We start from the raw sequence: 23,825 nt of genomic DNA, 5'->3' as shown, positions 1-23,825 counted from the left end.
CCATTAGTGAGTACTAATGGATTCCTTTTTATCCTTTACAATTTCTTTTTTCTTTCTCTTTTTACTAAACAAATCACTGAATTTATTAAAAGATTTTTTGTAAACAATCCCCCCGCCATACGATTGATTATTTGCCCCTGTAGTGGATAATACCGAAGTTTCCAACCCAAAAGTGGAAGGTTTTGAAAAACCATTGATAATTAGCGATTTATCATTGTTTTTTGATATGTCATAATTAATTTTTGCACCATAGGTCCATACGTCGGCAGCACTTTTTTGTTCCAGAGGCATATTAACTGATCCAACTATGGATAACCTTTGATTCACTTTAAATGTAGGGTCTAAAGAGATCCGGTCACTTGTATCGTCGACTCTTGAACCGGCATTAAAATTAGCATCCAGAGAAAATACTCCACTTATATTATTTATTGCAGAAGTTAATTGTTTCAATACTACATCATAAGCAGAAGAAGCATAACTGCTACCTCCCATTTTATCGGATAAAAAGCTTCCAAAAACAACAATTCCGGCTACTTGATTGTATTTTTCCCCTTCATTATTATTTAGTTTAGTATTGAGTTGATCACGAACCGAAGAAGAAGCATCTGCTTGTATATCAAAAGTCAAACTTGGTTTAGATAAATAACCGGTTAATAACGCCGAAACTGTTACATTAGAAGCGGGAACTGTAGAAATACCCAAATAATCGCCAATATTACTTACTAATCTGGTATAGGAAGCGCGAATATTTAAATCGGCTTCGGTAGGACCACGATTTTCCCATCGGATAGTACTTCCGGGAACAATAGTAAAGTCCTTATTAACAAACATATTATAATAATATTTACTATCACCGGTTATTGTGTAAGTACCGTCCATAGAAATAACTCCTGCTTTTGACATATCAAATTTTAGATGTTTTGCATCTCCCCGAACCACTATTTTATCTCCGGTTTCTTGACTAATAATTAAATTAACCACAGATTTATTGTCTGCTGTAACGTCTGCACGTATGGATAATCCCATAGGTGGTTTAGTTTCTTTTTCATCTCCTTCTTTATGTTGTTCAGGAATGAATTTGATAAATTGAATGTCGGTAGCATTAGTTGTACTACTGCTGTTTATTGTGAGGCTGCTTCCCTCAAGAGCCATGGCAGTTGCTGAAATATCAATACCTTTATCCGTTGTTCCTGTTATGGAAAAATTACCTGAAGCATAAATAGTTCCATAAAAAAGATCATTTTCTTTCATGGTAGTATTCAACACTAAAAGTTTATCCGAAGTAAAGTCTAGGTTCATTCCCCATTCTGAAAAATTTTTAGTCATTAAAGGTCCAAAAACTACTCCCTTAGTTTTTCTTTGAGTATCCATCAACTCAATATTATCAAATAAAAATATGCCGTCAGATATTTGTAAGTCTTGATCTTTAGTAAGTTGATAATCAACCCCTAAAAAGTTAACTTTAAATCCAACTTTAGACATTGTAAGGGATCCTTGATATTTAGGAGAAGTTATATCTCCTGAAATTTGAACATTTCCTGTGGCAGTTCCTCTGAAATTTGAGAAGATACTTTGTAAAAAAGTCCCTATAGGAGCAATGTTCATTTGATTGGCTTGCAAATCTATATTCAATTGAGAAGGCTTACCATTTTGATTGGCTATATATCCGTCAGCTAAAAAACGATCTTGTCCGGAATCTTCTAATTTACTTTGTAATAAATATCGGTTGGTTTTAGCATCGTAGATTGCTCTCATGGCCAAATTCCCTAAATTTTGACCATTAAATTTCAATTGATCGATATAAAGATCCACAAGAGGTTTAAGTTCACTTGAATTTTTAAGTACTTTGGCAGATCCATTGGCAACACCCTCAAAAGACATATCTTTAAGTAAGCTGTGAGGTAATATTTTTTCTAATTTAACATCTTTTAAATTCAAATCAAAAGTATATTCGTTTTTGGTGGTATATTCTCCGGACAATAAAATTTCAGAATTTTCAGATGTTAATTCAATTTTTTGTAAAACTAATTTGTTAGTTAATAAATTATATTTCGCAATGGCTTCATCCGATTTAAAATTAGGATTCAGTTTCCATTTTGCTTGTGCCAAATTAATATTAGAAGGTTTAAACCCAATAATAATATCATTATTTTTTTGAGTTTGATATAAATTTAAATCAAAATTAGTTTGTTTTTCTTTATATTTTCCATGATAAAAATTAGTGGAAACAAATAGGGAATCATTTTTATTATATCCGGAAAAATTGATTTTTTCAATATTCGTATTGTCTATATTTAGAGAAGATAAAGATCCCATAAATTGTCGTAAGGTATCTTCTGTATTTAAAAATATATTCGGATTGGTTAGTTTGATATTTTTATAATATATATATTCTGAAATCATTTGTGCCTGTAACTTATTTCCATTGCCAACATACCTTCCTGTAATAGTCGTTCCCGGGGATAAGTTAACATCCATCATTAATAAATCAAATAAATCCTTTTGTATATCCAAAATAAATGAAAACTCTTGATTGTCAAATCGTTTATTAGTTTTAAAATTAGCTACCAGGTTCCCAATTCCTTTCTGTAACATATCAGGAATATCTTCTAATTTGTATTTACCATAAATATTGGCAGTAATCATGTTCGGAGAAAAAATATCTAAATTTCGATTTCCTTCCTCAAAACTTGTTTTTATTTGTATATCATTATAATTAGTAGTTTTACCATTATCTTCAATAGAAATTGAATTAATGTTGATTTGTCCAATTAAATCATCAATGGAGCTGAATTCAATATCTGCTTTGACTATTCCTTTAAATGATTTATTTTTATCGGCTAGAGAAGTAAAATAGCCTAAATTTAATGATTTAATATCTGCATCAAAGTTGGTTTTAATATATTTTTGAGCAAAATTTATTGTACCATTAAAGTCAAAATTAGCGTATTTGTCATCGGAAATAATTTTACCTTCAAAAATTTTATCTCTTAAATTACCCACAGCTGAAATATCATTAATCGCTTTACCATTAATAACTAAACTATTCAGTTTTGCATCAAATTTAGTATCCATATGGTCCAGATTAAATCCGCTGCCGTCAAATTGAATTTTAGCGGATATAGGACCTAGTGTTGTTGTTTTAATAAAAGAAGCTAAATTTAATTGGTATGTTTCTAATTTTCCTTTATATCTAGGTTTTTGGGAAGCATAATCTTTTAATTGAGCATCCGCTGTTACTGTACCTAAAGAGCTAATCATTTTACCATTTATACTAAGGTCTTTTTTATCAATTAAAAATGAACCCATATAATTCATAGTTCCAAATTCTGCTACTATTTTGGGTATTTCCTTAGAAATAAATTTCGGTAACCATGAATTAAGAGAGGCATATGAAGATTGAAGATGCGTTTCTTTGGTTTCTATATTAAAAGATTGGGAAGGATCATTACTAACTAAATTTTTCAACACTAAGCTAGGGGAAGAATAAAAAGTACCGTTAACCGATAAGATTGGATTAGTTAATGTTAAATTATTAAGTGTACCATTAACTTTCGAAGAAATGTTAAGTATAGAATTAGTATCCCAGTTTTTTACAAAATATCGTATGTCTTTACCTGATACTTTACTTCCTTTGTTTACTTCCATATTCCATGCTACCTGATCAGAAAAGTTACTCAATCCATTTTCTTTGGTGTGATTAAAAAATAAAGAACCTAATAACAATGAGGTATCTGATTCAAAAAGAAGGTCTTTGAAAGAAAGTTCTGTTTCTGAATAATGAATATCGGATGAAAATTGGTAAACCGTATAATTTTCCTTATGCCTTTTAGCTTTGAAATTAAATTGCTCAACTAAAACCCTTACATCCGAATTAAAAACATCAACGCTCGAAGCTTTTAAATTTAATTCAGAAGTATCTAACCAGACTTGATCTTCTAATGGTAAATTTTGATTTACAATTGAAAATCGACCATTGATTATATCTACCCTTCCGTTTAATTTAAAATCTTTTTTTTGAGAAGGTTTATCTGAGTTAAAATTATCTATGAAAATAGAAAAATTATCATGATTTTCATTTTTATAAGTAATTACTTTGATGACAGGATCTTGTAAACGCAATTGATCAATTTTGATATCATCAACATGCTTAATTACCAAATTTTCAATTAAAGATATGGTATTTAAATATCCTTTTAATTCTTTTACAGTTAGTAAATTATTCTGATGATGATCTTTAATAATTACATCATGTAAAGTAAGATTTCCAAAATAATCAACTTCAATTCTTTGAGCAGAAATCGAAGTTTTGAATTCTTGGTTTAAATAGGAAAGTGCCTCTTTTGCTATTTTATCTTTAATAGATGGTAAATTTATAACAATAATTAAAGATAGAAGTAGTAAAAATAAAATGCAAAATGCATAGAGAATTGCCTTGGATGACTTAAAAAATATTTTTTTAATTAGTAACTTTGTCATAAATGAAAACACCCATTATTTTAGGAATAGAATCGTCATGTGATGATACATCAGCAGCTGTAATACAAGGTAAAAAAATACTATCTAATGTAGTATCTACCCAAAAAATACACCAAAATTATGGCGGTGTAGTTCCGGAATTAGCCTCTCGTGCTCATTTACAAAATATTATCCCCGTTGTACATCAAGCAATTCAATTAGCAAATATAAATAAAAAAGCAATTGATGCGATATCTTTTACCCGTGGTCCGGGTTTATTAGGATCCTTATTAGTAGGGACCAGTTTTGCAAAATCATTATCTATGTCATTGAACGTTCCTCTTATTGAAGTTAATCACATGCAAGGGCATATATTTGCACATTTTATTGAGGATGAATCTAAAGAAAATATATCATTTCCATTTTTATGTCTTACGGTAAGTGGTGGACATACCCAAATTGTTCAGGTAAATGATTATTTTGATATGGAAGTATTGGGAGAAACTTTGGATGATGCGGCGGGTGAAGCTTTTGATAAGATAGGTAAAATTTTGGGACTTGAATATCCGGCAGGACCTACAATTGATAAACTTTCTCAAAATGGAGATAAACATAAATTTAAATTTCCGTTGCCAAAATTGGAAGGAATCAAATTTTCTTTTAGTGGCATAAAGACTTCCGTGCTTTATTTCATACAAAAAGAACTACAGAAAAACCCGGATTTTATAAAAGAGAATCTTGAAGATATATGTGCATCCGTCCAAAAAACAATCCTATCTTCATTGTTAGATAAATTAAAGTTGGCTATTCAAATTACGGGAATTAAAAATGTAGCAATTGCCGGTGGTGTTTCGGCGAATTCGGAGTTAAGAAGAGAGATAAAAAAGTTAGAATTAGAAAAAAATTGTAAAACTTTTATCCCCAAATTCGAATATACTACAGACAATGCAGCCATGATTGCCGTGGTTGGAAGCATTAAATATAAACATAATAAATTTTCTGATCTTAAAACTATAGCTACCGCTAGATATAAAATGTAAGATTATGATTGGTAATAACTTTTATAAAAAAAGCTTACTATTTATTTTAAGTTTATTAATTTTTAATTCCTGTAAAAAAGAGTCGCTATTGTTTAACGATGATTTTCATACCAATTCCAATCATTGGGACACGATATCTACAGATGCACTATATACTAAACTTGAAGAAGGAAATTTATTGATGAAGGCTGATTTGAAAAATGTTTTAAATTATTCTTTGCTCTCCCTTCCAATATCCGATCGAAATATAACCTATACTACTTCATTACAAATTAATAGTTTTTATGAACCTAATGGCGTTGCGGGTATAATTTTATATGCTGATGATCGGAAATATCCTGAAAATTATCTCCTATTTGGAATTAATGCAGAAAACGAAGTAGTTATATCTTACGAGAGCAAAAGAGAAGGAAAATCACAAATTTATTTCAAACAAAAAATTCAAAAATATAATAAAAAGGAAAAGAATAGTTTTTCAATCGTAACAGACAAAAGTTCTATTCAATTCCTTTTGAATGGTAAAATATTGACAACCATATCCAAAAATAAAGAATTAGGTTCAAATTTTGGTTATATGGTAATCAATTCGAATATATCTGTTTCTTCTCTTCAAATTAAAAGTCATTAGTCTATGCCAAATTACATGCCATAAAGACTAATTCAAATTAATTAGCTTTATAAGCTTGATAATATTGTAATGCTTTGGGCATTATTTTATTTATATCTGCAATTCTATTTTGAGGATTCGGGTGCGTGGAAAGAAATTCAGGTGTATCGGTACTTCCTGTAGCGTCAATCATTCTTTGCCAAAATAAAGGGGCTTGTCTGGGATCATATCCTGCCATTGCCATAATATATAAACCCATTTCATCTGCATCAGATTCTTGTTTACGACCATAACGTAAAAGAGTGATGCCACTGGCTACGGGGTAATATTGATTAATTGCCGAACGCAAGGCTTGGTTGTTGGTAACCCCTCCTAATACCTGTCCACCGATTTCTGAAATATATGATTGTGAAATTTTTTCAGCTCCGTGACCTGCCAGAGCATGGGCAATTTCATGTCCCAAAACAACTGCTAATCCTGTGTCGTCTTTACAAATAGGTAAAATTCCTGAATAAACAGCCACTTTTCCTCCGGGCATACACCATGCATTAACTGTTTTTGGATCATCAATTAATACAAATTGCCACTGATAACCGTTTAAAGCCGAAGACTTACCAATGGATCTATAATAATCTTCTGCGGCCTTTTTTATTCTGTTACCCACTTCTTCCACCTGCCTTGCTTGAGGAGTTCCTGTGATAATTTTATTGGAAGATAAAACCTCTTGATATTGCTGAAATGAAGATGGCAATAATTGAGAATTGGATACAAAATTTAACGATTTTCTTCCGGTTAACGGATTAGTTGCACATGCTACTGTTAATAAAGATACTAGCGAAAATAATAAGCATTTTTTTGAATTCATAAACTCTGTAATAATTTTTGAAATATAGTAAATTTATTAATTAATGTTCTTAAATTTGCAATGATTATAATAAAATAAAAGCAAAAAATATGCCTTACTTATTCACATCCGAATCGGTTTCGGAAGGCCATCCAGATAAAGTTGCTGATCAGATTTCAGATTCGATATTAGATAATTTTTTAGCATTTGATCCCAATTCTAAGGTAGCTTGTGAAACTTTAGTTACCACAGGTCAGGTAGTATTAGCCGGAGAAATTAAATCCAACACGTATATTGATGTTCAGTATATTACCAGAGATATTATAAAAAAAATAGGCTATACGAAAAGTGAATATAAATTTGAAGCCGAATCTTGCGGTATTTTATCCGCTTTGCATGAACAATCGCAGGATATCAACCGCGGGGTGGATAAACAGAATAAAGAAGAACAGGGTGCAGGTGACCAAGGGATGATGTTCGGATATGCCACCAATGAAACGGATAATTATATGCCTTTGGCTTTAGATATTTCACATAGCATCTTACGTGTGTTAGCTCGAATAAGAAAAGAAGGTCAAATAATGACCTATCTTCGTCCGGATGCAAAATCTCAAGTTACTATTGAATACGACGATAATAATAAGCCGATACGTATTGACACGATAGTTCTTTCTACACAACATGATATGTTCGATGAGGATGAAAAGGTTGTATTGGACAAAATTGCCAAGGACATTATTTCAATAGTTATTCCTGAAGTTAAGGCAGAATCAAAAGATGAAATAAAAGCATTATTTGATGATAATATCACTTACCATATAAATCCAACCGGAAAATTTGAAATCGGAGGACCTCATGGAGACACCGGATTAACCGGAAGAAAAATAATTGTTGATACTTATGGTGGTAAAGGAGCTCATGGCGGTGGCGCATTTTCCGGAAAAGATCCTTCTAAGGTGGATCGTTCTGCTGCCTATGCTACCAGACACATAGCTAAAAATTTAGTAGCGGCAGGGGTTGCTGATGAAGTTTTAGTACAAGTTTCTTATGCTATTGGTATTACCGAACCGTGCGGTGTTTATATTAATACTTTTGGCAGTTCAAAAGTTAACCTGTCCGATGGAGATATAGCATTAAAAGTTGAAAAATTATTCGATCTAAGACCTTATGCTATAGAAAAAAGATTGAAATTAAGAAATCCAATATATACGGAGACAGCAGCCTATGGCCACATGGGAAGAAAGAACGAAATCGTTACAAAAAAATTTGTAAGAAATCGTGAGAATGGAAAGACAGAAATAAAGGAAATCGAAGTAGAATTATTTACTTGGGAAAAATTAGATTATTTAGATCAAATTAAAGAAGCTTTTAATCTGTAAACTAACATTTATTTTCATGTCAAAAATACTGGCCATCGATTATGGTGAAAAAAGATCCGGATTAGCAGAAACGGATGATATGCAAATTATTGCCAGTGGGTTGGCCGGAATTATGACTTCTAATCTGATTCCATTTCTTGAAAAATATATAGCTGAAAATTCTGTCGAAAAAATAATTATTGGTTTACCTGTTCGATTAAACGGAGAACTTTCAGATGTTGAAATTTCAATTCAAAAATTAATCAAGAAGATTACTTCTCTTTTTCCAAATATTCCGGTTGAAAGAGTGGATGAGAGATTTACTTCAAAAATTGCTTCTCACTTTATAAGTTTGAGTGGAAAAAATAAAAAAAATAGAGAAAATAAGCATTTATTGGATGAAGTAAGTGCTACTTTAATTTTACAAACCTATTTAGAGAAAAAATAAAATTATGATTTTACCTATTTATGGCTATGGAGAACCTGTTTTAAGAAAAAAAACAGTTGAAATCGGTAAAGATTATCCCGATTTAGATCAATTAATTGAAAATATGTATGAAACCATGTATAAAGCACATGGAATTGGTTTAGCAGCCCCACAAGTAGGATTGAATATACGTTTATTTGTTATTGACGCATCTCCATTGGCAGAAGATGAGGATTATGTCGACATAAAAGACGAGTTAGCCCTTTGTAAAAAAGTTTTCATAAATCCGAAAATAACTAAAAGAGATGGTGAACTTTGGAAGTTTAACGAGGGTTGTTTAAGTATTCCTGATATTCGAGAAGATATTAAGAGATTGGAAAATATTACAATTGAATATTTTGATCAAAATTGGAATAAAAAAACTGAAAATTTTGGTGATGTTCGTGCGCGTATTATTCAGCATGAATACGATCATATTGAAGGAATTCTGTTTACAGACTTATTATCTCCGCTTAAGAAAAAATTACTAAAAGGTAAACTTGCCAATATTAGTAAAGGAAAGGTGGAAACTGAATACCGAATGAAATTTCCGTCTCATTAAATTTTAAAATAAATTAATTAAAAATATAATTACAATATTGATATGGATCTTACTAAAATCATTGCAATTACAGGGAAATCCGGTTTATTTGAATTATTATCTCAAACTAAAGGAGGTTTCATTGTTAAAGATTTAGTTGCTCAAAAGAAATTGTCTATTAATGCAAATAGTCAAGTAAGTTTACTGCAAAACATTTCAATTTATACTCAAGATTCTGAAGTATCATTAATTTCAGTTTTAGTTTCAATTTCCAAAAAACATCAATTTAAAGAAATTGAATTTGATAAAAATGATACCAATACGTTAAGATCTTTAATGAAAGATGCTCAACCGGATTATGCAGAAGACAGAGTATATAATTCAGATCTTAAAAAGCTTTTTACTTGGTATAATATATTGGTTAAAAATGGTATCATAACTGAAGAAAGCGTAAAAGCTTATGAAGACAATCTAGCTAAAGCTTCGAATGATAGCCAAAAAGAAAATTCAGAAGATTGTAACATTTCACAAAAAACAGCTACTAATGAGGTATCAAATGATGATACTAAAGATGAAGCCGGTGTAACTAAAAAATCTACGAAAAAAACACCTGCTAAGAAAAAAGCTGAATAGTATAAATAATTTTAAATATTATTAATGAAAAGGTATCAATGTAAAGTTGGTACCTTTTTGTATATTAACTATAAAAAAATCTTTGAGTATATTGATACTCAAAGATTTTTTCTATATATAAATTCCGGTTAACTTTTTACATGAACATATCTTTGATCTTTTCAAAAAATGTTTTATCATTTTTTGATGGTTTAGGATGAAAATGTTCATTATCTAACATAGATTCAAAAAATTCTCTCTGCTCTTTAGTTAATTTATTCGGATTAGGTGTCCAAACATTGATATGAATAAATAAATCCCCGTATCCATATCCTTGAACTTGAGGCAATCCTTTATCTTTCAATCGTAGAATTTTCCCTGATTGAGTTCCGGAATCTACTGTAATTTTTACTTTTCCCGTGATCGTAGGAATTTCTTTTTTCGTACCTAAAATAGCTTCGGGTACAGAAATATATAGTTCATAATGAAGATTATCCCCTTCCCTTTTTAAATTTTCATCCTCAATTTCTTCAATCACAACGATTAAATCTCCGGGTATTCCTCCAAATGGAGCATCATTTCCTTTTCCTCTAACTTGCAGTTGAACTCCTTCTCTAACACCGGCAGGAATTTTAATGGATACTTCTTCTTCAACTTTAATTAAACCATGATTATTAGCACCCGGCGGTATATGATCCGCAACTTTACCGGTACCTCCACAAGTATTACATACTGATTGAGTTTGCATTTGTCCAAACGGAGTATTCATGATTCTTCTCGTTTGACCGGTCCCGTTACAGGTAGGACAATTTTTTGAGGTAGCTCCCGGAGCTAATTTAAATCTTTTTACTTTAACGGTTTTTTCAACACCGTTAATAATTTCTTTAAGAGTTAATGATAAACGGATACGTAAATTGGAGCCTTGAACTTGTTGAGGTCTTGAAGAATAGCCGCCAAAACCGCCTCCGAAGGCACTACCGAAAATATCACCAAAATGGGAAAAAATATCTTCCATATTCATTCCCCCTCCAAAGCCACCACCGGCAGCCCCTCCTACTCCGGCATGACCGTATTGATCATACCTTGCTCTTTTTTGAGGATCACTTAAAACTTCATAAGCTTCAGCAGCTTCTTTGAATTTTTCTTCAGCTTCTTTATCACCGGGGTTTTTATCCGGGTGATATTTGAGTGCTTTTTTCCTATAGGCCTTTTTTAACTCTACTTCAGTTACACTCTTAGAAACCTCCAATACTTCGTAATAATCTCTTTTAGACATAATTTTTTATATAAACCTCTTTGAGTTCTTAATTTCCAATAACTACTTTTGCGTATCTAATAACTTTTTCATGCAATAAGTACCCTTTTTGAACCACATCTATAATTTTACCTTTTAGACTTTCATCAGGAGACGGGACTTGGGTAATTGCTTCATGATAATCAATGTTAAAATCATCACCGGCCTTTACATCAATAACAGTCAATCCTCTATCTTTCAAGGTATTGAACAACTTATTATAAATAAGTTTCACTCCTTCTAAAACTGAAAGATCATCCTCCTTTTTTTCAAGTTCGGTAATTGCGCGATCAAAATCATCCAATACCGGAAGTAATGATTCTAAAATATCTTTATCCGAGTATTTAAGAAGATCCTGTCTCTCTTTAATTACACGTTTTTTATAGTTATCAAATTCAGCAAATAAACGGATATATCTGTCTTTTTCTTTTTCAAGTTTTTCTGTTAAGTCAGAATTATTGTTAGGTTCTGACATATTTTCAGTATCCTTTAAATTTTCTTGATTGTTATTTTCTTCAATTAATTCGTTTTCTTCGTTATCACTTTGAATTGACATGGTTAAATTCTTTATTGGTTACTGATATTTATCAATTTTATTGCCATAGTAAAAATGCTGTCAAATCGACCTATATTTAAAAAATTATTTAAATACTTCTTATTAAATTTGCATATAAAGTAAATATATTCAAATGTTGAAAAGTTTTGATATTTTTTCAATCAAATCGGAGGAAGAATTTAATTCACTCGCCATCCAAATTTTTTTGTATCAATATAAAAATAATATACCCTATAGAACTTTTGTTGATTTATTATCTATAGATTGTAATAAAATTCTCAATTATCGGCAAATACCTTTTTTACCGATTGAATTTTTCAAAACCAATACAATTGTTGATAAAAATTTCTTACCGAATTTATATTTTCAAAGTAGCGGTACTACTTCCGAAAACCTATCCAAGCATTATATAGCAAATGAAGATATTTATAAACAAAGTATTTTACATTCATTTTCAATTTTTTTCGGAGACCCTTCCGAATACATATATTTAGGTTTGCTTCCTTCTTATTTGGAGAGAAATAATTCTTCACTTATATATATGGTAAATTATTTAATGGAGCAATCGGGAAAGGTGGAAAATGGTTATTATCTACATAATTTTGATGATTTACATGTTATTATAAATCGACTGGAAAAAGAGAATAAGAAAGTTATTCTTTTTGGTGTTTCCTATGCTTTGTTAGATTTTGCAAATTCTTATTCTCAACAATTGAGAAATACTATAATTATCGAAACAGGAGGAATGAAGGGAAGAAAAAAAGAAATGACAAAAGATGAGTTGTTAACAGAATTAAAAAATTCTTTTCAGACCGATAAAATTTATTCGGAATACAGTATGACGGAATTATTGTCTCAAGCTTATTCTTTATCTAATAATGTTTATAAATGTCCTCCCTGGATGAAGATTTTAATTCGAGATGTGGATGATCCTTTTGAATATGTTGAAACAAACAGATCGGGAGGTGTCAACATAATTGACTTGGCAAATATTCATAGTTGTTCATTTATATCTACCCAAGATATTGGTAAAGATGAAGGTAAGAATGGTTTTAAAATTTTGGGAAGAATGGATAATTCCGATATTAGAGGATGCAGTCTTTTATTATTATAAAATATAAAATTTATTAATTAAGCTTTTTTTAACTAAAATTTGTATTTAATTTTAAACTTTTTTTATAAAAAAAATAATAAATTTAATAAAATTATATATATAAGTTTTATTTTTCGGAATTGTTTATTGTAATATGTCTTATTACAGAAAATTAATAAAATATATTATTACAGGAATTATACTTTTATTCTTGTGGTTTATTCTTCATACCGTTGCTATTATTATTGATGGGAACCAAGAAGATACCAGGGATGCAGACGTAGGAGTTATTTTTGGAACAAAAAATAAAACAGACGGTTCTATGCCTATGTCTTTAATACGGAGGCTAAATATTGGTTTAAAATTATATAACGAAGGTCAAGTTCAAAAATTAATTGTTTCCGGAGGTTTAGCTAATAAAAACTTTTGTGAAGCTGATCTCATGCAGGAATATTTATTGGAACACGGCGTGCTTTTATCTGATATTATTTTAGATAATAAAGCCTTAAATACTGAAGAAAATGTTGAGAACTCATTAAAAATAATGAAAGATAATAATTACAGAAAATTAATTATTATATCACAATATTATCATATTTCACGTATTAAGCTGATGTATTATAAGCTAGGCTTTTATAATTTAGGTTCTGCAAGTTCTCATCACTATAGTAAAAGGCATCATTATATGTCATTAATAAGAGAATTTTTTGCCTATTACTATTATTATTTTTTTAAATAAATTAATTCTTTAACAAGCGCTTTTTATATATTTATGCATACAAATTTTATAGAAAAAGTAATTGATGAGTTATTGGAAAAAAATAATGATTTATCTAAATTTACTATCATTATTCCCGGAAGAAGACCTATCATATTTTTTAAAAAATATCTTATTAAAAAAGGGTATAACGGATTTTTGCCCACTTTCTATACCATTGAAGATTTTATATACAAACATTCCCATTTAGTTAAAATTGAAAATATTCCTCTTTGGTTGGAAGCTTTTCAAATACAGAAAAAATTCGTAAATGCAGAGGAAACTCTTGATGAATTTTTAAAATGGATACCTACTCTTCTTAAAGATTTTAACGATATAGAAATTTTCTCTGATAATCCTCATAGGGTTTTAGAGCATATGGCTTCCATTGAAAGAATAGAAAATTGGGTGAATAAGCTGGATACCACCAGTGAAAAAAAATTATATTATAAAAATGTAAAATTCTGGGAAAATAATATAATTTTATATAATAAATTAAAGGATTCTTTGGAAACTAAAGGATTGGGCACGTATGGAATGATTCTAAACCATGTGTTAAGCCAATTAACATCTATTCATATTCCTGCAAATGAAAAGTATGTTTTTGTCGGATTAAATGCCTTAACGTCCAAAGAAGAAAAGCTGATTAAACATTATATATCACATGCCGAAACGTATTTATATTGGGATGCCGATAAATACTATTTAAACAACAGTAATCAAGAAGCCGGAGATTTTTTAAGGAAATATAAAAATTGGAATTATTATGCAACTCGAGATTTCAAATGGGTAACTGACAATTTCAATCAAAAAAAAAAGATACATGTAGTTAGTACTTCTCAAGACGTAGCTCAAGCCAAATATATCAGTTCAATCTTATCTACCCTTCCTGAAGAAGAGTTACACAATACCGCATTAGTATTAAGCGATGAATCAATTCTTCCGGCAATATTGGAAAGCATACCTAAAAATATATCCCGAGTTAATATAACTATGGGATTTCCTCTTAAAAATTCATTTTTAGCATCATTATTTAAGCAAATTTTTAAATTACACATATTTAGAGAAAAAAATACATCCAAAGGATATTACTATAACGATATCTTATCCCTTCTTCAGAATCCATTACTACATAATACTATATCTGTTATTGAATTTATATCTGAAATAAAAAGGAATAATCTTATCTATTTAACTGATTCTCTCATATATAAACGTTTAGGTAGTTCTTACTATTATTTTATATTTAAAGAATACGCAAATCCTATCGATTTGATACATAAACTTTATGAATTTTGTACTGAACAATTTTGGAAAACAGATTCTGATCATCAGGTGTTAAAAGAAAATTATTTAAAATTTAAAAATCTTTTCTCCATTTTACATACACAATTATCGCAAGATCTTTCCATTCAAAGTTTTTCTCTTCTTTATACATTTTATCAGCATGTAATCAATAATGAAACTATTGATTTTATTGGCGAACCGGTAGAGGGACTTCAAATTATGGGAGTTTTGGAAACTCGTTTGCTAAGCTTTAAAAATATACTAATGACCGGAGTTAATGAAGGAATTTTGCCGGGTGGAAAAAATGATAATTCTTTTATTCCTTTTGATGTTAAGAAAAACTACGGAATCAACACTTTTCTTGAAAGTGATGCCATCTATGCGTATCATTTTTATAGATTAATACAACATGCACAAAACATTACCTTAGTTTATAATAATTATACTGAAGGTATTAACTCCGGAGAAAAAAGCAGATTTATTAATCAATTAGAATTTGAGTCTCAACATACCATAATAGAATCTGTAGCTACCTATGGAGGGAATTTAAAACAATCGAAGGAACTAATTATTGAAAAATCACCTGCTGTATTGATTTCAATTCAAGATTGGCTAAAAAATCCTATTTCGCCAACTCATTTAACCAATTATCACTACAATCCAATCAATTTCTATTTGCAAAAGATTTTAAAGATTAACGAACAACAAGAGATGGAAGAGGAAATTTCTGCTTTAAATTACGGAAATTTGATTCATCATACTTTAGAATCTATTTATTCCCCATGGCAAGGAAATAAACTAACGGAAAAGGATTTACTTGCAGCTTTAAAAAATTATTCTGTTTATTTAAATAAATATATTGAAAAAGAATTAAATCCCGACTTATTTAAAAAAGGGCAAAATTACTTACAAAAGCTGCTAGCGGAAAAAACCATTGAAAAAATATTATTAAGAGATTTAACCGACATAAAAAACGGTAATATCATTATCTTAAAAGAAATTGAAAAAGAACTTAGTTCCACTATTAATTTACCTGAAATAGGCACCTTATTTTTGAAAGGATTTGTAGACCGATGGGATAGTTTTAATGGCCGGGACCGAATTATAGATTATAAAACATCATCTATAGATACTCTTATATTTAAGTCAGATAGATTTAATCAAATACAAGAAGATAAAAATTATAAATTTTTTATTCAGCTTGTTTTCTATGCTTATATGATTTTACATGAAAAACTTTCAGAATCGGTAAAGGTGGGAATTTGGAGTTTTAAAAAACCTTTTCGAGGATTGGAGATTTTAAAAATTGATTCTTCTGAAAGTTTAAACGAATCTCAAGCTACTATTTTATTTGAGGAAGTTTCCCGATTGATCTTAGAAATTGCTGATCCCGATATTCCATTTGTAGAAAAATCTTCTTTTGTTAAATTATAACAAAAAAATAATTTTTAATTCAATTTAATCATTTAATTTTGAAGTTTAACTTTCTTACCATGAACGAAGATTTAAAAGATATAAAAAATATTTTTCCTATACTGAATCAGTTAGTAAATGGCAAACCTTTAGTCTATCTTGATAATGCTGCAACTACTCAAAAGCCGATTTCCGTAATAGAGGCAGAAGAAAAATATTATAAAACTATAAACTCTAATGTTCATAGAGGAATTCATACCCTTAGTCAATTGGCTACCGTGGAAATGGAAGAATCCCGAAAGTCTGTGCAACAATTTTTAAATGCAAAAAAGGATTACGAAATTATTTTTACTAAAGGAACGACCGATAGTATCAACTTAGTAGCTACAGGAATAGAACCCTTACTTAACGAAGGCGATGAAATAATTATATCCAACTTAGAACATCATTCGAATATCGTTCCATGGCAATTATTAGCCGAACGAAAAAATTTAAAAATTAAAGTTATTCCTGTGGATGATAACGGAGATTTGATGATGGATGAATATGATCGACTCCTTTCTGAAAAAACTAAAATAGTAGCTGTAAATCATATTTCCAATGCATTGGGAGTAGTTAATCCAATAGAAGAAATAATTTCCAAAGCCCACAAAATGGGTTCGTATGTGCTTATAGACGGAGCGCAAGCCGTATCTCATAGAAAAGTTGACGTGCAAAATTTAGATGCCGATTTTTATGTATTCTCTTCACATAAACTTTATGGCCCTACGGGAGTGGGTATTTTATACGGTAAAGAGAATATATTAGAATCCATGAAACCCTACCAGGGAGGTGGAGAAATGATTAAAGAAGTTACTTTTGAAAAGACGACCTACGCAGATTTGCCTTTTAAATTTGAAGCAGGTACTCCGAATATTTCCGGTAATATTGTCTTAAAAACTGCTATAGATTTTGTGCAAACTATAGGTTTTAAAAATATTAGTAAGCATGAAGACGAAATTATGAAGTATGCTAAAAATAAACTTTCGCAATTAGATGATATAATCATCTATGCTCAAAATGCAAAACATACTTCCGGAGCACTTTCTTTTAATTTAGATATCGAAAATATTCATTCGTCAGATGTCGGGTTTATTCTAGATAAACAAGGGATAGCAGTTAGGACCGGACATCATTGCGCTCAACCCATTATGCAACGCTTGGGAATAAAAGGTACTGTTCGAGCATCATTTGCCATCTATACAACTAAGGAAGATATTGATCAATTAATTGATGGGATGTATTTAGCTCAAAAAATGCTTAGATAAAACTAAATTATGATTAATTAAACAGTTATTTCAATCGTCTAATAAGGATGACAATATTTAATTAGAAAAGTCTGGCCGGCGATTATATAGTATTATTATATTCCTATTCATTTCCATATAAACACGAATAAATAATGAGGAAAATAATCGATAACTAATAGTTATATTTTTTAAATATTACCAACTACCACTGGCACCGCCTCCACCGAAGCTTCCTCCGCCGCCAAAACCTCCAAAACCACCACCTCGGGAACTACTGCCGCCACTTCCGCCAAATATACTTCCGCCGATAAATCCACCTAATCCACCCCAAAAATCATCATCATTATTTCTTCTCTTACCGTTACGGTCATAATATGTGTTGTTTCTATTGTTTTTATGCATTAATATATACAGTAGTATAATGAAAAATATAAATACGGCTACTATAATCCCTGAAGTAGTATCATCAGTATCTTCCGGGTTATCTGCTTTAAATTTCCCTTGAAGAACCTTTATGATTTGATCCGTACCGGAGTTTATAGCACCGTAATAATCATTTTGCTGAAGATAAGGAATCATATATTGATGAATAATAGTACTGGAAGTATAGTCAGTCATGGCATCTTCCACTCCTCGCCCATTCTGTATAGCTAATTTATGATCATCGGAAGCAATTAATAATAAAATACCATTATTTTTATATTTTTGTCCGATTTGCCATTTTTCACCCCATTTGGCTCCCACGTAATTGATATCGTCACCATTTAATGTTTTAACAATACAAACAATTATTTCCGTGGAGGTTGAATCACTATAAGATATTAGCTTATTATTTAATTTATTTTGTTGCTCTTCCGTAAGAATTTTAGCATAATCATTAACGGGGTAAATTATATTTGGTTTTTCCGGGATTTTAAATTCCGTTTGGCCGTAAATGAAATTATTTAAAAATAATACGCCAAAGAGGACTAAAAAAATTTTAACGGGATATTTCATTGGGTAATTCATTTTCTATATTTTTTCCATCTCTTGGAAAAAATTTTTTCAATTTCGTTCCGGTTTTTAAAATTGCGTTGATTAATCCTTCTTTATAATTATCTTTTTTAAATGAAAATGTAATTTCCTTTAAAAGTCCATCCCAAAAATTTTGATGTACATATTTATGAATGTTGACATCTCCAATTACAGCAATTTTTTTCTTATTTTCGGATACATAAAATAAGACACCATTTCTATCTTTTGTTTTTTCCATACCCAATTTGGTAAAGAGGGATTGCGCCGTGGCTAACGCATCCCCCGTTAGGTTTTGGTCTAAATGTACCCTAATTTCCCCTGTAGACATCGCTTCGGCTTGTCTAATGGCTTCAATAATATCTTCTTCGTCCCGGGGTGAAAATAACATTCTAAAAGTAGTTTTTAAAATTATTTACCGTTTAACAATTGATCGACATTTGGGGCTTTTTCAGCACCTGCATCGGCTTTAAATGTTCCTTTTTCTTTAAAATTTCTAAAATTAGCAACAATACTTGCGGGAAACTTTTGTATATAGTTGTTATAGGTTGTAACAGATTGGTTGAAGTTATCTCTATCGATTTTAATTCTATTTTCAGTTCCTTCCAATTGATTTTGAAGTCCTAAAATATTTTGATTAGCTTTTAAATCAGGGTATTTTTCAATAGTAACTAATAATCTTCCTAAAGCAGAACCTAAACCGGATTGTGCTTTTTGATATTCAGCTAATTTTTCAGGAGATAAATTTGAAGGATCAATCTGTACTGAAGTTGCTTTTGCTCTGGCTTCAATTACAGAAGTTAGAGTTTCTTTCTCATAATTGGTTGCTTTATTAACGGTTGCTACTAAACCGGGTACTAAGTCAGATCTTCTTTGATATGAACTTTCTACAGCACTCCATTTTAAATTTACATCGTTATTTAGTTCAATCATATTATTATTAATGCTTACCCCCCACATAAATACTCCGATTACAATTATAGCGATTAATCCTATAATACCACCTCCGATTAAACATCCTTTTTTCATAATTTTTACTTAAATTTATATTTACTATTAATTATATTATCCAATATCAAATATTATTCCTAAAAAGTAAGGGAAGTTTTCTACTACTTCCCTTACAATATGTTGTATTATATTATTTTCTTTATAAAGCAGATTCTGCTTTTTTCATTTCTTCCATTTTATCCTTCATTTGTAAAACTCTATACGCTTCTATTAACGCTTGAATAATACCTTTATCTTTTTGATCATAACTGTATGCTTTCTCCATATAAGGTAAAGCCTGTTTGAACATTGACTTTCTTTTTTCGACTAAAGCATCATATTTTTGTTGATCAGCTCTTGAAGATCCTAAGGCTTTCATTTTTTCTGCAATTTCTTTATCAGAAGCTAATAATAAAGCCGCCAAATTCAGATATGCTGCCGGATAATCAGGCTTAATAAGTATAGTCTTATTATAATATTCTTTAGCTAATTCAACTGTTTTAGGATCTTTGCTGTATAATACTCCTAAGTTATAATAAGAAATATAATCATTAGGTTTTTTTACAATAGCTTCTCTTAATTTAGCAATGTATTTATCTGTTTGACCGGTTTGATAGTATAATTCTCCTATTTGAGAATTTAAATTAGTATCATTCGGAAATTTTTTCAATCCTTTTTCAGCTAAAGCCATAGCTTCATTATACCTTTTATCTGCAACTAATAAGGAAATTGCATAATTATATACATCTGCTTCAACGGAAGGTGATTCCTCTTTTTTAAAGTCAGAAAACCCGGAATTAGGTGCCGATTTGAATAAATTGTATTGTTCTTCGCTTAAACCGACTCTTTTACCGTTTTGTAAAGCTGTATACGTGGTTGTCTTACCAGTATAGCCTTCATTTAGTAATTCTAAGTACAGTTCAAGAGCTTTTTTATTATTATTGGCTGCATGATAAGAAATTGCTGCATAATATTTAAAAACTTCATCCGCATTTCCTGCTGCTTGAGTTAAATAAAAGGATTCTAAGAAATCATCAGCCGCTTTCGAAAATTGTTTTGCATTATATTCAGAAGTTGCCCTGCCGGATAATTCTTGTCTTTTTTGTTCTAAAATCGGAATTATTTTTTGAATATAGTTTGTACCTGATTTAGTTTCTTTTAAACCTGTAAAACCTTCGGATTTAAGTTTTTCTGCTTCTTCTTTAGTAAGAACAAAAGCCTTTTCTTTAGTATTTTTATTTTTTAAAGAATAAATAGGGCCTTTTTCATAAAGGGCTAATTTGGAAAATATTTTAGCAGATTCAAGAGTTTTTCCTTGTTCCAATAAAGAATTTCCTTTTACATATAAATATTTAGCATATACGTCGGGATTGATTCCGGATATATTAGAACTAACCGTTGGTTCTACTTGCTGTATTAATGACTCTGCCTGAGTTTTATTTCCTTTCTCTAATGCATTAAAAGCATCTTTTATTTCTTTCTCTTGGCCAAAAGACAAAAAACTAACTAATATAAATAGAGAAACTGATATTTTTTTCATATGATGATTTTTAATACTCTGATTCTGAATTATTTTCTTCGTTTGATTCATTTAAATCATTTTCTGAATAGTCAGAATCATTTAATTTTTCATTTATTTCTGTAACGTTAAGCGAGGTTTCACCATTAATAGTATTTCCATTTTCATCATATTCTTCTTCATCAACCCCTTCTTCTTTTTCAATTTTAGTTATGGCAGCAATTTCATCGTTCTTTTTAAGATTAATTAATTTAACTCCTTGTGTATTCCTGCTCATAACTCTAAGTTGTTCCACAGACATTCTGATGGCTACACCGGATTTATTAATGATCATTAAATCGTTATCATCGGTAACTTTTTGGATAGCTATCAGATTACCGGTCTTATCAGTTATATTTAAAGTTATGACTCCTTTTCCTCCTCTGTTAGTAATACGATAGGCATCGGCGTGAGTTCGTTTTCCATATCCTTGTTCTGATACAACTAAAATAGTGTCATTTTCAGGATCTGAAATAATAACCATTCCAATTACTTCGTCATCCTCATCGCCCAAAGTAATACCTCGTACACCTGAAGCATTTCTACCGATAGGTCTTAATTTTTCTTGAGGGAAGCGAATAGCTTTTCCATATTTGGTAGCAATCATTATTTCATCATTACCGGAAGTTAAACTTGCGCTTACCAAAGTATCTCCTTCCCTGACATTAATTGCATTAATTCCGTTGGCACGTGGTCTGGAATAAGCTTCCAATGTTGTTTTTTTGATGGTTCCTTTTTGGGTAACCATAACTAAAAACGTATTATTTATATATTCCTCATTTTTTAAGTCATGAGTTAAAATATAAGCTTTGATTTTATCGTCTGATTCGATATTTATTAGATTCTGAATAGGTCGTCCTTTAGCTATTTTGGAACCTTCAGGAACTTCAAATACTCGTAACCAGAAGCATTTACCTTTTTCTGTGAAGAAAAGCATGTACTGATGTGCAGTAGCGGAAACAACATATTCAAGGAAATCTTCATCTCTGGTAGATGCTGCACGGTTTCCAACGCCACCTCTTGATTGGGTCTTATATTCAGAAAGAGAAGTTCTTTTGATATATCCCATTTTAGAAATAGTTAAAACAACTTTTTCATCAGGAATAATATCTTCAATACTCATTTCACCACCCGCAAAATTGATTTCGGTCTTACGCTCGTCACCGTATTTTTGCTTGATTTCTTCTAATTCCTCTTTAATGATAGAATATCTTAGTCCTTCGTCATTTAAAATAGTCTTAAGGTATTCGATCTCTTTCATAATAGCATTGTACTCATCTCGGATTTTATCCAACTCCATTCCGGTTAAACGAGCCAATCTAAGATCCAGGATCGCTTGAGCTTGTATTTCCGTTAATTCAAATTCTTGAATTAAGCCCGTTTTTGCTTCGCTGGGACTAGAACTTTCACGGATAATTTTAATGGCTAAATCTAAAGTATCTTGAGTAGCAATAACTTTCATAAATCCTTCCAAGATATGGGCTCGTTCTTTAGCTTTCTTTAGAAGGTATTGAGTACGTCTTACTACTACGTCATGTCTGTGCTCAACAAAATGATGAATGATATCTTTTAAATTAAGCTGAACGGGTCTTCCGTTTACTAGTGCAATGTTATTAACACTAAACGAGGTTTGTAATGCTGTATATTTGTATAAAAGATTTAAAACTACATTCGGGATGGCATCATGTTTAAGCTCATAAACTACTCTCATTCCATTTCTGTCAGACTCGTCTCTGATTTCAGAAATACCTTGTAATTTATCTTCTTTGATTAACTCGGCCGTACGAGCAATCATATCGGCTTTATTTACTTGATATGGAATTTCTGTTACTACGATGGCTTCTCTTCCGTGTACCTCTTCGAAATTGGCTTTTCCTCGTAAAATGATTCTCCCCCTTCCAGTTTCAAACGCAGATTTTACCCCTTCATAACCGTATATGATACCACCGGTAGGAAAATCGGGAGCTTTAATGTGCTGCATTAATTCATCAATAGTAATATTTCTGTTATCAATATACGCACAAATGGCACTAATAGATTCAGTAAGATTATGAGGAGCCATATTGGTAGCCATACCAACAGCGATTCCTGATGCACCGTTCACTAACAGAATAGGAATACGGGTAGGCATTACTTTAGGCTCTTCTAACGTATCGTCGAAGTTAAGTTGAGTATCAACCGTATCTTTATCTATATCCGATAATATTTCTTCGGAAATCTTTTTTAATCGGGCTTCAGTATACCTCATTGCTGCAGGCGGATCGCCGTCTACGGAACCGTAGTTACCTTGACCGTCTACCAGCTGATACCTCATAGACCATTCCTGAGCAAGCCTTACCATAGTGTCATATACTGACGAGTCTCCATGAGGATGGTATTTACCCATAACCTCCCCAACGATTCTTGCAGATTTTTTGTAAGAACTGTTGGCAGTAACTCCCAATTCATACATCCCATATAAAACCCTTCTATGTACGGGTTTCAAACCATCTCTTACATCGGGTAGAGCCCTGGAAACTATCACAGACATTGAATAATCAATGTAAGATGATTTCATTTCATCTTCAATATTAATAGGAATTAATTTTTCCCCTTCTCCTATCATAAGTGTACTTGTTTATTTTTTCTTTAGTATATAAGACCGTAAAGAT

At 30.8% G+C, this 23,825-nt stretch carries 19 protein-coding genes; 10 read left to right on the top strand and 9 right to left on the bottom strand.

The window, feature by feature from the left end; genetic code table 11:
* Window positions 1–3 precede the first annotated feature (3 nt).
* Window positions 4–4,479 (bottom strand): hypothetical protein, encoded by a 4,476-nt coding sequence (locus GFU93_RS00540; RefSeq protein ID WP_160566097.1) that lies wholly within the window; start codon window positions 4,477–4,479, stop codon window positions 4–6.
* Window positions 4,480–4,481: 2 nt separating this feature from the next.
* On the opposite strand from GFU93_RS00540, the gene tsaD reads away from it, so the two are divergent.
* Both tsaD and GFU93_RS00530 read left to right on the top strand, forming a co-directional pair.
* Window positions 4,482–5,498 carry a tRNA (adenosine(37)-N6)-threonylcarbamoyltransferase complex transferase subunit TsaD gene (tsaD, locus tag GFU93_RS00535; protein WP_160566094.1) on the top strand — a complete coding sequence of 339 codons (1,017 nt, stop codon included), beginning with the start codon at window positions 4,482–4,484 and terminating at the stop codon, window positions 5,496–5,498.
* Between the two features lie 4 nt (window positions 5,499–5,502).
* On the top strand, window positions 5,503–6,126 hold the full coding sequence (locus GFU93_RS00530) for a hypothetical protein (RefSeq protein WP_160566091.1): 624 nt from the start codon (window positions 5,503–5,505) through the stop codon (window positions 6,124–6,126).
* Window positions 6,127–6,163: 37 nt separating this feature from the next.
* Here GFU93_RS00530 and GFU93_RS00525 read toward each other — a convergent pair whose 3' ends face one another.
* The gene (locus GFU93_RS00525; RefSeq protein WP_160556622.1) at window positions 6,164–6,970 is read right to left on the bottom strand and encodes a M48 family metallopeptidase; all 807 of its coding nucleotides are present in this window, start codon (window positions 6,968–6,970) and stop codon (window positions 6,164–6,166) included.
* 89 nt (window positions 6,971–7,059) lie between these two features.
* Between GFU93_RS00525 and metK the strand changes: the two genes are divergently transcribed.
* The 4 genes from metK to GFU93_RS00505 are packed head-to-tail and all read left to right on the top strand — an operon-like array spanning window position 7,060 to window position 9,947.
* Complete coding sequence (gene metK, locus GFU93_RS00520) at window positions 7,060–8,328, top strand: methionine adenosyltransferase (RefSeq protein WP_160566088.1); 1,269 nt, start codon at window positions 7,060–7,062, stop codon at window positions 8,326–8,328.
* A gap of 16 nt (window positions 8,329–8,344) precedes the next feature.
* A complete protein-coding gene (gene ruvX, locus GFU93_RS00515; protein ID WP_160566085.1) occupies window positions 8,345–8,755 on the top strand; it encodes a Holliday junction resolvase RuvX in 411 nt (136 codons plus the stop codon).
* Between the two features lie 4 nt (window positions 8,756–8,759).
* Window positions 8,760–9,335, top strand: coding sequence for a peptide deformylase (def, locus tag GFU93_RS00510; RefSeq protein WP_160542125.1), 576 nt, complete (start codon window positions 8,760–8,762; stop codon window positions 9,333–9,335).
* A gap of 42 nt (window positions 9,336–9,377) precedes the next feature.
* Window positions 9,378–9,947 carry a DUF5606 domain-containing protein gene (locus tag GFU93_RS00505; RefSeq protein WP_160566083.1) on the top strand — a complete coding sequence of 190 codons (570 nt, stop codon included), beginning with the start codon at window positions 9,378–9,380 and terminating at the stop codon, window positions 9,945–9,947.
* Between the two features lie 136 nt (window positions 9,948–10,083).
* Here GFU93_RS00505 and dnaJ read toward each other — a convergent pair whose 3' ends face one another.
* Together dnaJ and GFU93_RS00495 are read right to left on the bottom strand one after the other, a co-directional pair.
* Entirely contained in the window at window positions 10,084–11,202 is a 1,119-nt protein-coding gene (dnaJ, locus tag GFU93_RS00500) for a molecular chaperone DnaJ (protein WP_160566080.1), read from the bottom strand.
* Between the two features lie 28 nt (window positions 11,203–11,230).
* Window positions 11,231–11,776, bottom strand: a complete 546-nt coding sequence (locus GFU93_RS00495; RefSeq protein WP_160542128.1) for a nucleotide exchange factor GrpE — start codon at window positions 11,774–11,776, stop codon at window positions 11,231–11,233.
* 133 nt (window positions 11,777–11,909) lie between these two features.
* On the opposite strand from GFU93_RS00495, the gene GFU93_RS00490 reads away from it, so the two are divergent.
* The 4 genes from GFU93_RS00490 to GFU93_RS00475 all read left to right on the top strand — a co-directional run bounded on the left by GFU93_RS00490 (window position 11,910) and on the right by GFU93_RS00475 (window position 17,633).
* On the top strand, window positions 11,910–12,890 hold the full coding sequence (locus tag GFU93_RS00490) for an acyl transferase (protein ID WP_160566078.1): 981 nt from the start codon (window positions 11,910–11,912) through the stop codon (window positions 12,888–12,890).
* Window positions 12,891–13,023: 133 nt separating this feature from the next.
* Entirely contained in the window at window positions 13,024–13,608 is a 585-nt protein-coding gene (locus GFU93_RS00485; RefSeq protein ID WP_160556616.1) for a YdcF family protein, read from the top strand.
* Between the two features lie 33 nt (window positions 13,609–13,641).
* Window positions 13,642–16,347 carry a PD-(D/E)XK nuclease family protein gene (locus tag GFU93_RS00480; protein WP_160566075.1) on the top strand — a complete coding sequence of 902 codons (2,706 nt, stop codon included), beginning with the start codon at window positions 13,642–13,644 and terminating at the stop codon, window positions 16,345–16,347.
* A 59-nt stretch (window positions 16,348–16,406) separates the two neighbouring features.
* On the top strand, window positions 16,407–17,633 hold the full coding sequence (locus tag GFU93_RS00475) for an aminotransferase class V-fold PLP-dependent enzyme (RefSeq protein ID WP_160566072.1): 1,227 nt from the start codon (window positions 16,407–16,409) through the stop codon (window positions 17,631–17,633).
* A gap of 177 nt (window positions 17,634–17,810) precedes the next feature.
* Here the strand turns inward: GFU93_RS00475 and GFU93_RS00470 are convergent, their stop codons facing one another.
* From GFU93_RS00470 to gyrA, 5 genes are all read right to left on the bottom strand, one after another.
* Window positions 17,811–18,623 carry a YgcG family protein gene (locus GFU93_RS00470; RefSeq protein WP_160566069.1) on the bottom strand — a complete coding sequence of 271 codons (813 nt, stop codon included), beginning with the start codon at window positions 18,621–18,623 and terminating at the stop codon, window positions 17,811–17,813.
* Window positions 18,595–19,017: a TPM domain-containing protein gene (locus GFU93_RS00465; RefSeq protein WP_105297556.1), complete on the bottom strand. Its 423-nt coding sequence runs from the start codon at window positions 19,015–19,017 to the stop codon at window positions 18,595–18,597. Before GFU93_RS00465 ends, GFU93_RS00470 begins: the two co-directional genes overlap by 29 nt.
* A 20-nt stretch (window positions 19,018–19,037) precedes the next feature.
* The gene (locus tag GFU93_RS00460; RefSeq protein WP_105297555.1) at window positions 19,038–19,655 is read right to left on the bottom strand and encodes a LemA family protein; all 618 of its coding nucleotides are present in this window, start codon (window positions 19,653–19,655) and stop codon (window positions 19,038–19,040) included.
* A 121-nt stretch (window positions 19,656–19,776) separates the two neighbouring features.
* Window positions 19,777–21,156, bottom strand: a complete 1,380-nt coding sequence (locus tag GFU93_RS00455) for a tetratricopeptide repeat protein (protein ID WP_160566066.1) — start codon at window positions 21,154–21,156, stop codon at window positions 19,777–19,779.
* Window positions 21,157–21,166: 10 nt separating this feature from the next.
* Entirely contained in the window at window positions 21,167–23,779 is a 2,613-nt protein-coding gene (gene gyrA / locus GFU93_RS00450; protein WP_160566063.1) for a DNA gyrase subunit A, read from the bottom strand.
* Between the last annotated feature and the right edge of the window lie 46 nt (window positions 23,780–23,825).

It is taken from the genome of Apibacter sp. B3546, from assembly GCF_009827885.1.
In the GTDB taxonomy this organism is placed as follows: domain Bacteria; phylum Bacteroidota; class Bacteroidia; order Flavobacteriales; family Weeksellaceae; genus Apibacter.
This window is presented reverse-complemented; position numbering and strand designations above follow the sequence as displayed.

Coding starts and splice junctions, on each gene's coding strand:
- GFU93_RS00540 (WP_160566097.1), bottom strand. CDS start 4,479: ATGACAAAGTTACTAATTAAAAAAATATTTTTTAAGTCATCCAAGGCA.
- tsaD (WP_160566094.1), top strand. CDS start 4,482: ATGAAAACACCCATTATTTTAGGAATAGAATCGTCATGTGATGATACA.
- GFU93_RS00530 (WP_160566091.1), top strand. CDS start 5,503: ATGATTGGTAATAACTTTTATAAAAAAAGCTTACTATTTATTTTAAGT.
- GFU93_RS00525 (WP_160556622.1), bottom strand. CDS start 6,970: ATGAATTCAAAAAAATGCTTATTATTTTCGCTAGTATCTTTATTAACA.
- metK (WP_160566088.1), top strand. CDS start 7,060: ATGCCTTACTTATTCACATCCGAATCGGTTTCGGAAGGCCATCCAGAT.
- ruvX (WP_160566085.1), top strand. CDS start 8,345: ATGTCAAAAATACTGGCCATCGATTATGGTGAAAAAAGATCCGGATTA.
- def (WP_160542125.1), top strand. CDS start 8,760: ATGATTTTACCTATTTATGGCTATGGAGAACCTGTTTTAAGAAAAAAA.
- GFU93_RS00505 (WP_160566083.1), top strand. CDS start 9,378: ATGGATCTTACTAAAATCATTGCAATTACAGGGAAATCCGGTTTATTT.
- dnaJ (WP_160566080.1), bottom strand. CDS start 11,202: ATGTCTAAAAGAGATTATTACGAAGTATTGGAGGTTTCTAAGAGTGTA.
- GFU93_RS00495 (WP_160542128.1), bottom strand. CDS start 11,776: ATGTCAATTCAAAGTGATAACGAAGAAAACGAATTAATTGAAGAAAAT.
- GFU93_RS00490 (WP_160566078.1), top strand. CDS start 11,910: ATGTTGAAAAGTTTTGATATTTTTTCAATCAAATCGGAGGAAGAATTT.
- GFU93_RS00485 (WP_160556616.1), top strand. CDS start 13,024: ATGTCTTATTACAGAAAATTAATAAAATATATTATTACAGGAATTATA.
- GFU93_RS00480 (WP_160566075.1), top strand. CDS start 13,642: ATGCATACAAATTTTATAGAAAAAGTAATTGATGAGTTATTGGAAAAA.
- GFU93_RS00475 (WP_160566072.1), top strand. CDS start 16,407: ATGAACGAAGATTTAAAAGATATAAAAAATATTTTTCCTATACTGAAT.
- GFU93_RS00470 (WP_160566069.1), bottom strand. CDS start 18,623: ATGAATTACCCAATGAAATATCCCGTTAAAATTTTTTTAGTCCTCTTT.
- GFU93_RS00465 (WP_105297556.1), bottom strand. CDS start 19,017: ATGTTATTTTCACCCCGGGACGAAGAAGATATTATTGAAGCCATTAGA.
- GFU93_RS00460 (WP_105297555.1), bottom strand. CDS start 19,655: ATGAAAAAAGGATGTTTAATCGGAGGTGGTATTATAGGATTAATCGCT.
- GFU93_RS00455 (WP_160566066.1), bottom strand. CDS start 21,156: ATGAAAAAAATATCAGTTTCTCTATTTATATTAGTTAGTTTTTTGTCT.
- gyrA (WP_160566063.1), bottom strand. CDS start 23,779: ATGATAGGAGAAGGGGAAAAATTAATTCCTATTAATATTGAAGATGAA.